Below are 15,775 nucleotides of genomic sequence, written 5' to 3' on the forward strand. Positions count from 1 at the left end.
TCGGCCACGCCATGATCGACCTGCGCATCGTCCCCGTGACTCCCTTCGAACAGAACTGCAGCATCATCTGGTGCACGCGCACGCACAAGGCCGCGGTCGTCGACCCCGGCGGCAACCTCGAACGCATCCGCGCGAAAGCCGAGGAGCTCGGCGTGACGATCGAGAAGATCCTGATCACGCACGGCCACATCGACCACGCCGGCGCGACCGCGAAGCTCGCCCGCGAGCTCGGCGTGCCGGTCGAGGGACCGCAGGAGGAGGACCGTTTCTGGATCGAGGGGATGCCGCAGCAGAGCAAGATGTTCGGCTTCCCCGACGTCGAGAGCTTCGAGCCGGACCGCTGGCTGCACGACGGCGACACCGTGACGATCGGCGACGAAACCCTGAAAGTGATCCACGTCCCGGGCCACACGCCCGGCCACGTGGCGTTCTTTCACGCCGACGGCCGCGTCGCGATCGTCGGCGACGTGTTGTTCGCCGGTTCGATCGGCCGCACCGATTTCCCGAAAGGCGACCACGCGACGCTGCTCCGCTCGATCCGGCAGAAGCTCTTTCCGCTCGGCGACGACGTCACCTTCGTCCCGGGCCACGGCCCGACCTCGACCTTCGCCGAGGAACGCCGCAGCAATCCGTACGTCGGCGATCACGCCTGACCGTAAGGCCGCGCGGCACCGGGTCCGGTGCCCGCGCCGCGCCGCGCGCCCCCGCCGCGTCAGCCGCGCTTCAGCGAATCCCGAATTTCGCGCAGCAGCTTGACCTCCTCCGGCTCCGGAGCCGGCGCCTCGGGCGGGGGCGGCGTCGTGCGCTTGAGCTTGTTGATCGCCTTCACCGCGATGAAGATCGCAAACGCGATGATGATGAAGTCGATCGTCGTGTTGATGAATTGGCCGTACTTCACCAGCGGTGCACCGGCCTTCTCGGCCGCTTCCATCGTCTCGTAGGTCTGACTGCCGAGATTGACGTACAGGTGGCGAAAATCGACGCCGCCGACCAGCACCCCGACCACCGGCATCACGATGTCCTTGACGAGGGAATCGACGATCTTGCCGAACGCGGCACCGATGATGACGCCGACCGCGAGATCGACGACATTTCCGCGCATCGCGAACTCTTTGAACTCACTCATGAAACTCATAACGGATATCCTCAAGTCGTTGCTATGGTAGCGGAATGCGGACGGGCAACCCCATCGGCATCGGCGATGTTAGTCCCCGAATGCGACAACGCACAACGGGGCGGAGGGGGTCGTTGCAGCAGCAACGCGCGACGTAGGGGGACGAGCCGCGCAGCGGCGTAATCCGCCGTATGGCATTCGGGGATGCGCTTCGCGTTGCGGCCCACGGCGAAGGCGGTGCGCTTCCGCCTGCGCCGAAACGGCCTTCTCCGTCTGCGTTCGCGGCCTTATCCGCCGCAGGGCTAGTAGCCCCGCCTGACGATGACCGGCAGGCGCCAGCCGAAGCGGATCGCGCCGAGGCGCAGCGCGAGTACCATGGAGGCGCCGCCGAGCGACGACAGGCCGGGCGGCGCGCCGAACGCCTCCATCGCGATCAGCAGCAGCGCGCCGATCCACGATGCGGTCGCGTAGAGCTGGCCGCTGAACACGAGCGGAATCTCGTTGCACAACACGTCGCGGACGATGCCGCCGAAGGCGCCGGTGACGACGCCCATCAGGCTCGCAACGAGCCACGGGGCGCCGAGCGCGAGGGCCGCGTGGGTGCCGCTGACGGTGAATAGCGCGAGGCCGATCGCGTCCGGCAGCACGAAGACGCGCTCGGACAGGGGCATGAAGCGCACCAGCGCGAAGGTCGCGAGCGCGGCGGCGAGTGCGGCGATGAGGTAGCTCTGGTCGGCGATCCAGAACACGGTGCGGTCGAGCAGCAGGTCGCGCAGCGATCCGCCGCCGAGCGCCGCGGCGAGCGCGACGACGATGATGCCGAAGAGGTCGAAAGGCTTGCGCCCGGCTTCGAGCACGCCGGCGGCGGCTTGCGCGGCGACGCCGCCCAGACCGATGGAATAGATGAGAAGGTCGATCGGAATCATGGGGCGCGAGAATAACACCGCGCAGACGCCGCAGACTGCGCCGAGCCGTGCCGGATACGGCTCCACATGGCGGACGAATCAGGTGCCGGCGTGGGGCGGGCGCGAAGATTCACGTGGCGTCGTCTTCTATTAACCCGGCAAATTAATACGACCGTTCGCCCTGAGCTTGTCGAAGGGCGTTGGCAGGGCTTCGACAAGCTCAGCCCGAACGGCATTTAGCTGCCGGGTTAATAGGCAAGCACGGCTTCCCACCCCCCGCCTCGTCGGCCGGCGCCCGGCGACCGCGTGATACATTCGCCCGGCGCCGCTTCCGGCGCCTTCCCTTCATCCAGCCCCGATCGAATGTCCGGCCTCGCGCTCGTCCAGGTACTCAGCAGCGGCATCGCGGTGGGCTGCGTCTATGGCGTGGTCGCGCTGTCCTTCGTGCTGATCTACAAGGCGACCGGGACGATCAGCTTCATGCAGGGCGAGCTGTTGATGCTGGGCGCGTTCGCGGTGCTCGCGCTGCATCGCGGCGCCGACTGGCCGCTCGCGGCGGCGGTGCCGGGTGGCGTCGCCGCGATGGTCGGCTTCGGCGCGGCGGTCGAGCGTACCGTGTTGCGCCGCGCGATCGGGCAGCCGCACCTGACCGCCTTGCTGCTGACGTTCGGTCTCGGCCTGATGATCCGCGGCGGCGTCGCCACGGTACCCGCCGCGACGCACTCGTTGTACCGGCTGCCATTCCCGTTCGCCGGGGAAAGCTGGTGCATCGGCGAGGTCGTGGTCGCCGCCGAGCATGTCGTCGTGATCGTTGCGACGGCGGTGCTCGCGCTGCTGCTGACGCTGTTCTTCCGCCGTACGCGGGCCGGTGTCGCGCTGCGCGCGTGCTCCGAGAACGCGCAGGTCGCCGCGCTGATGGGCGTGTCCGTCGCCGGGATGCATACGCTCGCGTGGGCGCTCGGTGCGGGGCTCGCGGCGATCGCCGGGCTGCTGCTCGCGCCGGTCACTTTCATACATCCGAACATGGGCCTCGTCGCGCTTAAGGCGTTTCCGGCGGCGGTGCTCGGCGGTATCACCAGCCTGCCGGGCGCGCTCGCGGGCGGGCTGTTCCTCGGCGTCGCCGAAGCGCTCGCCGGACTGCTGCTGCCCGAAGGCGTGAAGGACGTCGTGCCTTACGTGCTGCTGATGATCGCGCTGCTGTTGTTTCCCGACGGCTTCGCCGCGGGGCTGCGAGCGGCCGGCCGATGACGCGTGTAGCCGCGGGGCCGGCCGCTCCGATGCTGCGCGCGACGCTCGCGTTCGCCGTCGTCGCGAGCGTCGCGACTTGGGCGCTCGGCGTCGAATACGCGCTCGCGCAGGCGGCCTTCGTGTTCACGTACGCGATCGCCGGGCTCGGCGTGGTCTTGGTCGTCGGCCAGTGCGGGCAGGTGTCGCTCGGCCAGGGCGCGTTGCTCGCGCTCGGGGCGTACGCCGAGACGCTGCTCGCGCTGCGCGGCATGCCGGCGCTGCTGTCGATCCCCGCGGCGGTCGCGCTCGGCGCCGCCGGCGGCTGGGTCGCGAGCCTGCCGGCGCGGCGGCTCGGCGGCCTGTATTTCGCGATGAGCACGCTCGCGTTCGCGCTGATCGTCGAGGAAGCGCTGGTGCGCTGGGAGTCGCTGACGCACGGCGCCGCGGGCGTCGCGGTGCCGCCGCTCGCGTTCGGCGCCGTCGCGGCCCACTCGGCGTTCGCGCAGGCGGCGGTCGGCTTCGGCGCGCTCGCGCTCGCCGGCTTCGCGTGCAGGCGCTGGGTCGCATCGCGGCTCGGGCGGGCGTGGCGCGCGGTGCGCGAGGACGAGGTCGCGGCGGCCGCGAGCGGCATCGACATCGCGGCGGCGAAGTGCAGCGCGTTCGTGCTCGGCGGCGCGCTGTCGGGTTTTGCCGGCGCGCTCCATGCGCACTGGATCGGCTACGTCAGCCCGGAGCAGTTCGGCCTGATGCTGTCGTTCGAGCTGCTGATGCTCGCGTTCATCGGCGGCGCGCGGCGGCTGTCCGGCGCGCTGTGGGGCGCGCTCGTCGTCGTCGCGCTGCCGCAGGCGATCGCGGTCGCCCGCGACGCGCTGCCGGGCGACGCCGGGAGCGCGAGCGGCGTCGAGACGCTGCTGTTCGGCGCGGCGATCGTCGCAGTGATCCTGCTGCGGCCTCAGGGGCTTGCGCGCTGAAGCTTCGTGCAATCCGCCTTGCTGCAGGCTGCGTCTTTCATCCGGTTTGTTCCCGGCACCTCGCTGTCTTGCCTACGCGTTATGCGACGGGTTTGCGGCAGCCGGAATGGCAGTCCAAGCCCCTGCCGCCCCTCGTAGCGCAGGGGCAAAGTCGTCGCGGATAGCGGCGGCGGCCGTCGTTCGGAGCCCGTCGCCCTTTCCGGACGTGCGCGCGAATGGCGGATAATGCGGGCCCGTCATGCTTTCCGTCCGCCGATGAAACTGCTCCGTCGCCTTGTCGCCGCGTTCGGCGTCTTCGCCGCCTGGACTGCGTTCGCGCAGACTCCGGGCGTGACGCGCAGCGAAATCGTCGTCGGCAGCATCCAGGACTTGTCCGGGCCGATCGCGCTGCTCGGCGCGCCGGTGCGCGACGGGATGCTGATGCGCTTCGAAGATGCGAACGCTGCCGGCGGTGTGCATGGGCGCAAGCTGCGTCTTGTCGTCGAGGATTCTGGCTACGACCCGAAGAAGGGCGTGCTCGCCGCCCGCAAGCTGATCCAGCGCGACCGCGTGTTCGCGTTCCTCGCGAACCTCGGCACGCCGGTCGTGATGGCGACGATGCCGGCGATCGTCGCCGCCGGCCGCCCGCACCTCTTCCCGTTCTCGCCGCACGAATCGACGTACGCGCCGCGCGATCTGCTGAAGTTCCAGATGTTCGCGCCATACCGCGACTACATGGACGCGGCGACGCGCCACATGGTGCAAAGCGGGGGCTACCGGCGCACCTGCCTGCTGTACCAGGACGACGACTACGGGCTCGAAGTGATGAAAGGCGTCGAGGCGGCGCTCGCGAAGCTCAAGCGCCCCCTCGTCGAGAAGACGAGCTACAAGCGCGGCGCGACCGACCTGTCGAGCCAGATCGCGCGACTGCGCGCGGGCGGCTGCGATTTCGTCGTGCTCGCGACCGTTGTGCGCGAAACCGTCGCGGCGATGAGCGAGGCGCGCCGGACCGGCTGGAACGTCGACATGCTCGTCACCGCGTCCGGCTATTCGGCGCAGACGCACGAACTGGGCGGCCGCGCGGTCGAAGGCCTGTACGGCGTCACGGTGCTGCCGCATCCGTATGCGGACGGCGCGAATCGCCAGCTCGCGGACTGGATCGCGCGCTACACGAGCCGTTTCGGCGCCGCCCCCAACGTCTGGAGCGTGATGGGCTATCAGGTCGCGGACCTCTTCGTGCAGGCGGCCGAGCGGGCGGGCCCCGACCTGACCGTCGAGCGCTTCGTCGCCGCGGTGGAGTCGCTGCACACCGCCCGCGACTTCTTCGGCGGCCCGGAGTACCGTTTCAGCCGCGACGACCACCTCGGCAACCGCCGCGGGCGCATCGCGCAGATCCGCGACGGGCGCTGGGTGATCCTGACCGACTACCTCGAGTGACGCCCGACCAATGAGAACACCACCCCAAACCGTCGCCATCGCGCTGACCGGCGCTTCCGGAATGCCTTACGGGCTGCGGCTCGTCGAGTGCCTGCTCGATGCCGGCTGCACCGTCTGGCTGCTGTACTCGCAGGTCGCGCAGATCGTCGCGCGGCAGGAAATGGGCCTCGATTTGCCGTCGCGACCGGCCGAGGTCGAAACGGCGCTGTCGGCGCGCTTCAACGCCGCGCCCGGCAAGCTGCGCGTGTTCGGGCGCGAGGAATGGTTCGCGCCGCTCGCGTCCGGCTCCAACCCGGCCGACGCGATGGTCGTCTGCCCGTGCACGATGGGGACGCTCGCGGCGATCGCCGCCGGGCTCGGCCAGAACCTGATCGAGCGCGCCGCCGACGTCGCGATCAAGGAAGGCCGCAAGCTCGTGCTCGTGCCGCGCGAGACGCCGTTTTCGGCGATCCATCTCGAGAACATGCTGAAACTCGCGCGCCTCGGCGTCGTGATCCTGCCGCCGAACCCGGGCTTCTATGGCCATCCGCAGACGGTCGACGATCTCGTCGATTTCGTCGTCGCGCGCGTGCTCGACCAGATCGACGTGCCGCACCGGCTGATGCGCAGGTGGGGTGAAGCGGAGGACGCCCAAGGGGCATAGCCGCCGCAGCGCGACGCGGCAACCAGGGACCGTTCGGGCTGAGCCTGTCGAAGCCCTGTGGCGGCTCTCCGACAGGTCTGTCTAAGGGCTCTGCGGCGCCCGGCTGTCTTCGATGCCGGCTTGGTCGCCAGGCCGCACGGCGGCGAAACAGCCGTCGAGGATGCGCCGCACCGGGGTCGGGAGCCCGGCCGAATCGAGGTCCGCGAGCGCGAGCCACCGATGGGTGTCGTCCGCGACCAGCCGCCCTTCGCCGACTTCGAAGCGGATCGGCAGGATTTCGAGGCGGAAGTGCGTGAAGGCGTGGTGCAGCGGCGGGAGCGCGAGGCTCGAGCGCAGGACGACGCCGAATCGCGCTTCCAGCCATCTCGCCGGCTCCGTTTCGGACTCGGGAATTTCGGGCAGCGCGAGCAGGCCGCCCCAGATTCCGGCGGGCGGACGTCGTTCCAGCAGCACCCGTCCGTCCGACTGGATCACCGCGACGCGGACGTGCCGCTGGGGGACGGCTTTGCGCGGACGTGCCGCCGGCAGGGAAGCGACGCGGTCCTCGCGGCGCGCGACGCAGCTTTCGGCGAGCGGGCAGCGGTCGCACGCCGGGCGGCCGCGCGTGCAGACGGTTGCGCCGAGGTCCATCTGCGCCTGGATGTAGGTGCCGACGTCGGCCGCCGGTAGCAACGACTCGGCGAGTTCCCATAACCGCGTTTCGACGGTGCGCTCCCCCGGGAAGCCGTCGACGCCGAACGCGCGGCACAGCACGCGCTTGACGTTGCCGTCGAGGATCGCGGCGCGCTCGCCGAACGAGAACGCCGCGATCGCCGCCGCGGTTGAGCGCCCGATGCCGGGCAGTTCCGCGATCCCGTCAGCGCGCGACGGAAAGCATCCGCCGTGGTCGTCGATGACGGCGCGGGCAGCCTTGTGCAGGTTCCGCGCGCGGGCGTAGTAGCCGAGCCCGCTCCACAGCGCGAGCACGTCGTCGAGCGGTGCCGCGGCGAGCGCCGCAATGTCCGGGAAACGTGCGAGAAAGCGCGCGTAGTACGGAATCACGGTGTCGACCTGCGTCTGTTGCAGCATGATCTCGGATAGCCACACGCGATACGGGTCGTTCGTGCGCTGCCACGGGAGGTCGTGGCGGCCGTGGTCGCGATGCCAGTCGATCAGTCGTTGCGCGAAATCGCTTCGCCCGTTCATTGCGTGTCGTGTTCCCTGTAATGGCCCGCGTTGCCCGATTCCGGGTCGCGCGGCGATAATCGGCGATTCCATAGATTTTCCGGGCATGCCCCCGGCTCTTTCTGCCCATGTCACAGCCGCCCGTCACCCACCAGGAATTCACCCGCGCGTTCCGCGACGCCCTCGGGATGTTCGCGACCGGCATCGCCGTGATCACGACGCGCGCACCGAGCGGCGAGGCGATCGGGCTGACCGTCAACTCGTTCAACTCGGTGTCGCTCGACCCGCCGCTGATCGTCTGGAGCCTCTCGCGGCATCTGCAGAGCCTCGCGGTGTTCGAGGCCTGCGAATACTACGCGGTGAACGTGCTGGCGGAAGACCAGCAGCACCTGTCGCAACTTTTCGCGACCCGCTCCGACGAGAAATTCGCCGGCCTCGAAATTGACGAGGGTCTCTACGGCGTGCCGCTGCTGCGCGGCTGCTGCGCGCGTTTCGAGTGCCGCAACACGGTGCGGCACGCGGGCGGCGACCACCTCGTCTTCATGTCCGAAGTCGTGCGTTTCGACCGCGAGGAGCGCGCGCCGCTGATCTTCCATAGCGGCGCCTATCGGCGTCTCGCCGCCGGCTGATGCGCCGGCCGTCTCCGCCGGGCGGCTGCGGCGGGACGAACTATACTGGTTTCGAGTGCCGGACGAGAGCCGGCACCCGGCCTCGTCCGCCCCGGACGATCGCGTCCCGAACTCCTGGCGTCCGTCACGATGTCTGCCGATCTTGACTGCCTGAGCGACCCCGCGCACGCGGACTTCCTGACGAGCGGCGTTTCGATCAGCGTCGCCTCGTGCGGTGCGGACCATATACCGAACCTGACACGCGGAATCGGTTGCGACGTGTCCCGCGACGGGCCGGACCTGCGCGTCTTCGTCATCGCCGAACAATCGCGCGTGCTCCTCGACGACCTGCGCTCGAACCGCAACGTCGCGGTCGTCTTCAGGCAGCCCGGCTCGCACCGTACCCTGCAATTGAAGGGGCACGACGCGAGCGTCGAGTCCCTCGTCGCCGGCGACGCGCGGATCATCGAGCGCTACCGCGGCGCCTTCACCGCCGCACTGGCCGCGCTCGGTTTCGGCGGCGAATTCGTGCGCGCGCTGCTCGGCAGCGGCACCGGCGAAGTCGTCGCGATTCGATTCACGCCGACGGCCGTTTTCCCGCAGACTCCCGGCTCGGGCGCGCGCAGGGCGCCGGAGGGGCCGCGATGAACGTCCGGCTCGACACGATCCGCGAATGCCTCGAAGGGGCGCTGCCCGGCGTGATGGCGACGTGCTCGGCCGACGGTGCGCCGAACGTCGCGTTCCTGTCGCAGGCCGAATACGTCGATGGCCGGCATCTCGCGCTGTCGTACCAGTTCTTCAATACGACGCGGCGCAACATCCTCGAGAACCCCCATGCGCGGTTGATCGTCACGCATCCGCGCACCGCCGAGCGCTACCGGCTGCTGCTGCGCTACCTGCGCACCGAGACGGGCGGGCCGCTGTTCGAGCGGATGAAGGCGAAGCTCGCCGGCGTCGCGTCGCACTCGGGGATGGGCGATGTCTTCCGGCTGCTCGGTTCGGACGTCTGCCGCGTGCTCGAAATCGAGCGCGTACCCGGCCCGGCGCTCGCGCCGCCGGCGCCGCGTCCGAGCCTGCTCGCAGCGCTGCGCTTGACCTCCGCACGGCTCGCGCTCTGCCGCGAACTCGACACGCTGCTGACCGAAGCGCTCGCGAGCCTCGAATCGCGCTTCGGCTTCCGCCACACCAGCGTGCTGCTGCTCGACGCTGCGGGCACGCGGCTCTACACCGTCGCCAGCCGCGGTTACGAAAGCTCGGGCGTCGGCTCCGAAGTCGCGGTCGGCGACGGCGCGATCGGGGTCGCCGCGCGCGAAGCGACGCCGATCCGCATCGCTTACCTTGCCCCGGCCTATGCGCACGCCGGCGCGAGTCGCAGCTCTGCGCAGCCCGGCAGCGCTGACGCACTCGAAACCCGCATTGCGCTGCCCGCCCTGCCGGAACCGCGCAGCCGCCTCGCGGTGCCGATTCGTGCCTTCACCCGGCTCCTCGGCGTGCTGTATGCGGAGAGCGCGCAAGACCTGCGCTTCGGCTATGACGACGAGGACGCGCTCGTCGCGCTTGCCGGCCAGCTCGGCGCCGCGATGCTCGCGCTGCGGCAGGCGGGCGACCCCGACGAGGGCAGGGCATCGCCCGAGCCGGAACCGCTGCGGCCCGCCGGCCCCCCGGTCGTCGTGCGGCATCACCGCGGCGACGACAGCGTGTTCCTCGACGACGAATATCTGATCAAGGGCGTCGCCGGCGCGATCTTCTGGACGATGATGCGCGATCTTGTCGACGCGGGCCGCAGCACGTTCAATCTTCGCGAGTTGCGGCTCGACCCGAGGATCCCTCACGGCCAGGGCAGCGACGACCTCGACGCGCGCCTGCTGGTGTTGCGCCGCCGCCTCTCCGAGTGTGTCGCCGCCCTGCGGCTAGAGAGCATCGGCAGCGGCAATTTCCTGCTGACGGCGCACCGTCCGCCGACGCTGATCGACCTCGTCGGGTAGCACCCGAATCGAGGCGTTGCAAGGCATTGCGGCGCGAAATTGCCCAGTTTGGGCTGCGCCTAACCCGTGAGCATCGGCAATCCGACCGTAGGAAGGATATTTCCGTTTACAATCGCCCGAATGCATGCGCTAGACCGCGCACACGACAACTCCTATTCGGCGTGACCTCATGGATCCCCGAGAGAAACCGGCGGTACTCGTCGTCAATGACAACGAGGCCAGCCTGAGCGCGGTGAGCGCGCTGCTGGACGGCGCCGCCAAGCGGCAGGCCTTCACGATCATGACCGCGAACTCCGGCGAACAGGCGTTGCGGCGGCTGCTCGTGCGCGACTTCGCGGTGATCCTGCTCGACGTGAACATGCCGGGCCTGGACGGCTTCGAGACCGCGCGGCTGATCCACGGCCGCCCGCGTTCGGCGGCGACGCCGATCATCTTCCTGACCGCGCACCGCTCCGACGAGTTCGACCGCATCAAGGGATACGAGGCGGGCGCCGCGGATTACCTGTTCACGCCGCTCGTTCCGCAGGTGCTGCAGGCGAAGGTCAGTGTCTTCGTCGAACTGTTCCGCAAGCGGCACGAACTGGAGCGCAAGGCCGCGTCGCTCGCGGAACTCAACCGTGAGCTGCAGGTGCAGCGGCTCGAAGACCTGGAGCGCGCCAACGCCGCATTGCAGGCGGAGGTCACGGAGCGCCGCGCCGCGGAACAACGCGCGCACGAACTCGCGATCCGCGACACGCTGACCGGGCTCTTCAACCGCCGCTCGCTCAACGAGCGCCTCGAGCACGCGATTGCGACGGCCGAGCGCCAGAAAGGCCGACTCGCGCTGCTGTTTCTCGATCTCGATCGCTTCAAGTACGTCAACGATTCGCTCGGTCACGACAAGGGCGACGAGCTGTTGAAGCAGGTCGCCGCGCGGCTGCGCGCGGTGGTGCGGGAGTCGGATAGTGTCGCGCGGCTGGGGGGCGACGAGTTCGTCGTGCTGCTCGAGAACCTGCACGACCTCGAGGACGTCGCCGAAGTCGCGACCAAGATCTGCACCGCGCTGGCGAACCCGTTCCAGCTCGCGCGCAGCACGGTCAAGGTCTCGGCGAGCGTCGGCGTCGGCGTCTTCCCGGAGGACGGCGCGAACGCCAGCGTGCTGATGAAGAACGCCGATCTGGCGATGTACGAGGCCAAGCACCAGGGCCGCAACGGCCATCAGTTCTACCGCGAGGAGCTCAACCGCCGCCTGCTCGAACGCATCCGGCACGAGCGGGAGCTGCAGCTCGCGCTCGAGAACGACGAGTTCGAGCTGCACTACCAGCCGAAAGTCGACGTCGCCCGCGGCACGATCGCCGGCGTCGAAGCCTTGCTGCGCTGGCGCCATCCGCAGCTCGGGCTGCTGTCGGCCGACCATTTCATGAGCCTCGCCGAGGAGGCGGGCATGCTCGTCCCGCTGAGCGAATGGGCGCTGCGCGCCGCGTGCCGCCAGGCGCGGGACTGGCGCGACGCGGGATGGCTCGGCGAACCGGTGCGGATCGCGGTGAACGTCGCCGAGCCGCAGGTGTATTCCGCGCTGCCCGACACGCTCGGACGCCTCCTCGACGAGTGCGACCTGTCGCCGGCGCATCTCGAACTCGAGATCACCGAGACCTTGCTGATGCGCGACGTCGACCGCGCGGCCACGGTGCTCGCCGAGATCGGCGAGACCGGCGTGTCGATCGCTGTCGACGATTTCGGCACCGGCTATTCGTCGCTCGCGATGCTCAAGGCGCTGCCGATCCACATTCTGAAGATCGACCAGTCCTTCGTGCGCGACCTGCCGTTCGACCGCGACACGCATGCGATCGTCACCGCGATCGTGCAGATGGCCCACGCGATCGGGCTGAAAGTCATCGCCGAAGGGGTCGAGGGCGAAGCTCAGCTCGAGACGCTGCGCGCGCTCGGATGCGACGAATACCAGGGCTACCTCTTCAGCAAGCCGCTACCCGCGAACGAGCTGGCCGAGAGATTCAGGACGGCCGCCGGCGCGAGCGCCGCGCGGCCGGGCAAGTGGCTCAGGGCATCGGCCCGCCACGAAAAACAGAAGCTGGTCGTCGGGGCGGATCGCCCGGCGCGGAGGACAGTGAAGCAATGCTGAGTAGAACGAGGATTTCCACGCGGCTGGTCGCCGGTTTTTCGCTGATCCTGGTGGCGACGCTCCTGCTCGGATTGATGAGCCTGCGCAGCATCGATCGGCTCGCGGGCGCGAGCCAGGACATGGTCCAGCATCCCTTCACGGTGTCGATCGCGATCCGCGAATCGATGACCGAAGTGCTCGTCGCACAGCAGGTGATGAACACGCTCGTCCACTACACCGGCGCGGAGGACGTCGAGCGCTTCCGGACGAAGCTCGACGCGCAGCGCGAAAGCAACAACGCGAAACTGGCGCTGATCCGGGAGCGCTATGCGGGCAGTCCGGTCGATATCGACCGCATCGAGCAAGCGCTGAGCGACTGGCGGGAAGCGCGCACGACGACCATCGCGCTGCTGAAAAACGGGCGCCGCGCCGAAGCGGTCGCGCTGTACGGCACCGAGGGCGACAAGCTGGTGGAGACCGTGCTGGAGCGGATGGAGGCCGTTTCCAAATTTGCCGGCGAGCGTGTGCGGACGGTCGGAGAGGCGGCCGCGGCGGAAGCGGCTTCGGCGGTCCAGCTCACGGGAGTCGCGTTGCTGCTGATCCTCGTCGGTGGCACCGCGCTGACCTTTTTCGTCACCGACAGCGTGCGGCGCTCGCTGCGTAACGCGGCCGACGAGGTCAAGCGGGTCATCGAAAGCAGCACCGAGAAAGCCCGCGTCGTCGAGGCGATCGGCGGCGGCGATCTGAGCCAGGAAATGGCGGTGTCCGCGCCGCTGAAGGTCGACCTCGAACACCTGCCGGACGACGAGACCGGCGTTCTGCTGCGCGCCGCGGCGCAGCTCAGCGTCGTCCAGTCCGATCTCGACGCCTCCTTCCGCAACATGACCTCGTTCCTGCGTCAGGCACGCCAGGCCTCACGCAACGCCGACTGGGTAAAGAGCGGATTGAACGAGCTGAACTCGCTGATGCGCGGCGAGCAGGCCGCCCCGGAGCTCGGCGACAAGGCGCTCACCTATCTCGTCGAATATCTGTCGGCCGGCGTCGGCGCGCTGTACCTGCTCGACGAGCGGGCCGAGGAACTGCAACTCACCGCGACCTACGCGTTCACGCGGCGCAAGAATCTCGGCGACCGCTTCCGCCTCGGCGAAGGACTGATCGGGCAAGCGGCGCGCGAACGCAAGGCGATCTGCCTCGCGAACGTGCCGCCCGACTACCTGCCGATCGGTTCGGCGCTCGGCGAGTCGGTGCCGAAAGTCGTGCTCGCGCTGCCGCTGCTGCATGGCACGCGCCTCATCGGCGCACTCGAAATCGGCGCGTTCGCGGACTTCACCGACCTCCAGCTCGAGTTTCTCGGGCTTGCGCAGGAAGCGCTCGCGATCGGGCTCAGCGTCACCCAGTCGCGCGAGCGCATGGCCGAGCTGCTCGAAGAAACCCAGCAGCAGGCCGAAGAACTGCGCGTGCAGCAGGAAGAACTCCAGCAGAGCAACGAAGAACTCGAAGAGCGCGCGCAGATGCTGGAACAGCAGCGCGAGAACATCCGCGCGAAAAACCGCGAGATCGAAATCGCCGCGGAAGACCTGCGCCGCAAGGCCGAAGAGCTCGAACGGGTCAGCACCTACAAGTCCGAGTTCCTCGCGAACATGTCCCACGAGCTGCGCACGCCGCTGAACAGCTTGATGATCCTGTCCAGCCTGCTGATGCAGAACAAGGACGAGAACCTGACCGCAAAGCAGATCGAATTCGCGTCGACGATCCACGCTGCCGGCGCGGATCTCCTGAACCTGATCAACGACATCCTCGACCTCGCGAAGATCGAGGCGGGGCGCATCGAATTCGACCACAGCGAGATTCGCGTCGACGCGCTGTTCGATTCGATCCGCACGCTGTTCCAGCCGCAGGCGGACCAGAAGGGGCTCGATTTCACGATCGAAACCGGCCCGGCGGCGCCGCGCGAATTCAATGCGGACTCGCAGCGCGTGCATCAGATCCTGAAGAACCTGATTTCGAACGCACTGAAATTCACCGAGCACGGCGAAGTCCGACTGCGCGTCGGCGCGCCGTCCGCGCGGGAAAACCCGCTCGGCGTGCCGGCGGTCGCGTTCGTCGTCAGCGACACGGGCATCGGGATCTCGCAGGACAAGCAGCAGTCGATCTTCGAAGCGTTCAAGCAGGCCGACGGCTCGATCAGCCGCAAGTACGGCGGCACCGGCCTGGGTCTTTCGATATCGCTCGAACTCGCCCGGAAAATGGGCGGCGACATCCGGATGACGAGCACCCAAGGCCGGGGCAGCGTCTTCACGTTGTATCTGCCGCTGTCGGCCGTCGTTCGTGGCGCGGCCCCCGTGCGGTCCACGTTGCCGGCCCAAGCCGTCGCGACGCCGCCGCCGGCGCCTCCCCGCAGCCCGCTCCCGGTCAGCTCGCCGCTGCTCGAAGAGCTCACCCAGACGAAATCCGCGGATCGCAGCATTCTCGTCATCGAGGACGATCCGGATTTCGCGAAGATCCTGCAGGAGATGATCCGCGAGCGCGACTTCCACGTCCTCGTCGCCGAAAACGGCGAAAAAGGGCTCGAACTGGCCGAGCGCGAACTGCCCAGCGCGATCATCCTCGACGTCATGCTGCCCGGGATCGACGGCTGGAACGTCATGCGCAGCCTCAAGGACAATCCGCGCACGCGGCATATTCCGGTGCATTTCCTGACCTGCCTCGAAGAGCGGCAGAAGGCGATGGAGATGGCGGCGATCGGCTTCGTGACGAAACCCGTCGATACCGGTCAGTTGAACGAGATCTTCGAAGCCATCGAGCGCTCGATCGAGAAATCGGTCAAGAAGCTGCTCGTCGTCGAGGACGACCAGGACGAAGCGTACAGCCTGGTCGCGCTGCTCGACGACAAGGACGTGGAGATCACCGTCGCCGCATCGGGCGGCGAAGCGATCGATCGCCTGTCCGCCGAAACCTTCGACTGCATCGTGCTCGATCTCGGTCTGCCCGGGATGTCGGGCTTCGACCTGCTCGACCACATCCAGTCGGCCGAGCGCCACGCGCGCGTCCCGATCATCATCCATTCCGGCCGTGAGCTCAGCGAGGACGACGAGCGCAGGCTGCGCCGCTACGCGGAGAGCATCGTCATCAAGGGCGCCAAGAGTCCCGAGCGGCTGCTCAACGAGGTCACGCTGTTCCTGCACCAGGTCGAAACCGAGCTGCCGGCGAAGAAGCAGCGCATGATCCGCGCGGCGCTCGACAAGGAGGCGATGCTCGAAGGCCGGAAAGTCCTCCTCGTCGATGACGACATGCGCAATCTCTTCTCGCTGTCGAGCGTGCTGGGCGAGAAGAACATGGTCGTGATCGAAGCGGAAAACGGCCGCAAGGCGCTCGACCGGCTCGAAGAGCACCCCGACGTGTCGATCGTGCTGATGGACATCATGATGCCCGAGACCGACGGCTACACCGCGATGCGCGAGATCCGCAAGAACCCGCGTTTCGCGAATCTCCCGGTGATCGCGATGACCGCGAAGGCGATGAAGGGCGATTACGAAAAATGCATCGACGCGGGCGCGAGCGACTACATCGCGAAACCGATCGACATCGACAAGCTGTTTTCGCTGATCCGGGTCTGGATGTACCAGCGTGCCTGACGAGCGTCG

At 68.4% G+C, this 15,775-nt stretch carries 13 protein-coding genes; 10 read left to right on the plus strand and 3 right to left on the minus strand.

Annotation, left to right across the window (positions count from 1 at the left end):
* Window positions 1–11: 11 nt before the first annotated feature.
* Window positions 12–653 (plus strand): MBL fold metallo-hydrolase, encoded by a 642-nt coding sequence (locus tag ROZ37_RS18820; protein ID WP_312661699.1) that lies wholly within the window; start codon window positions 12–14, stop codon window positions 651–653.
* A 59-nt stretch (window positions 654–712) separates the two neighbouring features.
* Here ROZ37_RS18820 and mscL read toward each other — a convergent pair whose 3' ends face one another.
* A complete protein-coding gene (gene mscL, locus ROZ37_RS18825; RefSeq protein ID WP_312661702.1) occupies window positions 713–1,135 on the minus strand; it encodes a large conductance mechanosensitive channel protein MscL in 423 nt (140 codons plus the stop codon).
* Window positions 1,136–1,416: 281 nt separating this feature from the next.
* Window positions 1,417–2,040, minus strand: a complete 624-nt coding sequence (locus ROZ37_RS18830; protein WP_312661716.1) for a trimeric intracellular cation channel family protein — start codon at window positions 2,038–2,040, stop codon at window positions 1,417–1,419.
* 342 nt (window positions 2,041–2,382) lie between these two features.
* On the opposite strand from ROZ37_RS18830, the gene ROZ37_RS18835 reads away from it, so the two are divergent.
* The 4 genes from ROZ37_RS18835 to ROZ37_RS18850 all read left to right on the plus strand — a co-directional run bounded on the left by ROZ37_RS18835 (window position 2,383) and on the right by ROZ37_RS18850 (window position 6,276).
* Window positions 2,383–3,267, plus strand: coding sequence for a branched-chain amino acid ABC transporter permease (locus tag ROZ37_RS18835; protein WP_312661725.1), 885 nt, complete (start codon window positions 2,383–2,385; stop codon window positions 3,265–3,267).
* Window positions 3,264–4,217 carry a branched-chain amino acid ABC transporter permease gene (locus tag ROZ37_RS18840; RefSeq protein ID WP_312661729.1) on the plus strand — a complete coding sequence of 318 codons (954 nt, stop codon included), beginning with the start codon at window positions 3,264–3,266 and terminating at the stop codon, window positions 4,215–4,217. The genes ROZ37_RS18835 and ROZ37_RS18840 overlap by 4 nt, the downstream gene beginning before the upstream one ends.
* 255 nt (window positions 4,218–4,472) lie before the next feature.
* Window positions 4,473–5,633 (plus strand): ABC transporter substrate-binding protein, encoded by a 1,161-nt coding sequence (locus ROZ37_RS18845; protein WP_312661735.1) that lies wholly within the window; start codon window positions 4,473–4,475, stop codon window positions 5,631–5,633.
* A gap of 10 nt (window positions 5,634–5,643) precedes the next feature.
* Window positions 5,644–6,276 (plus strand): flavin prenyltransferase UbiX, encoded by a 633-nt coding sequence (locus ROZ37_RS18850; protein WP_312661745.1) that lies wholly within the window; start codon window positions 5,644–5,646, stop codon window positions 6,274–6,276.
* A gap of 81 nt (window positions 6,277–6,357) precedes the next feature.
* Here ROZ37_RS18850 and mutY read toward each other — a convergent pair whose 3' ends face one another.
* Window positions 6,358–7,461 (minus strand): A/G-specific adenine glycosylase, encoded by a 1,104-nt coding sequence (mutY, locus tag ROZ37_RS18855; RefSeq protein ID WP_312661749.1) that lies wholly within the window; start codon window positions 7,459–7,461, stop codon window positions 6,358–6,360.
* A gap of 107 nt (window positions 7,462–7,568) precedes the next feature.
* Here mutY and ROZ37_RS18860 point away from each other — a divergent pair, with 107 nt between their 5' ends.
* From ROZ37_RS18860 to ROZ37_RS18880, 5 genes are all read left to right on the plus strand, one after another.
* A complete protein-coding gene (locus ROZ37_RS18860) occupies window positions 7,569–8,069 on the plus strand; it encodes a flavin reductase family protein (protein WP_312661753.1) in 501 nt (166 codons plus the stop codon).
* A gap of 129 nt (window positions 8,070–8,198) precedes the next feature.
* Window positions 8,199–8,696 carry a hypothetical protein gene (locus ROZ37_RS18865; protein WP_312661758.1) on the plus strand — a complete coding sequence of 166 codons (498 nt, stop codon included), beginning with the start codon at window positions 8,199–8,201 and terminating at the stop codon, window positions 8,694–8,696.
* Window positions 8,693–10,033 (plus strand): GAF domain-containing protein, encoded by a 1,341-nt coding sequence (locus tag ROZ37_RS18870; protein ID WP_312661767.1) that lies wholly within the window; start codon window positions 8,693–8,695, stop codon window positions 10,031–10,033. Before ROZ37_RS18865 ends, ROZ37_RS18870 begins: the two co-directional genes overlap by 4 nt.
* 169 nt (window positions 10,034–10,202) lie before the next feature.
* A complete protein-coding gene (locus ROZ37_RS18875) occupies window positions 10,203–12,152 on the plus strand; it encodes an EAL domain-containing protein (protein WP_312661772.1) in 1,950 nt (649 codons plus the stop codon).
* Window positions 12,146–15,766: a response regulator gene (locus tag ROZ37_RS18880; protein WP_312661781.1), complete on the plus strand. Its 3,621-nt coding sequence runs from the start codon at window positions 12,146–12,148 to the stop codon at window positions 15,764–15,766. The genes ROZ37_RS18875 and ROZ37_RS18880 overlap by 7 nt, the downstream gene beginning before the upstream one ends.
* The last annotated feature ends 9 nt before the right edge of the window (window positions 15,767–15,775 follow it).

The sequence above is a fragment of the Aromatoleum sp. genome, assembly GCF_032027225.1.
GTDB lineage: Bacteria > Pseudomonadota > Gammaproteobacteria > Burkholderiales > Rhodocyclaceae > Aromatoleum.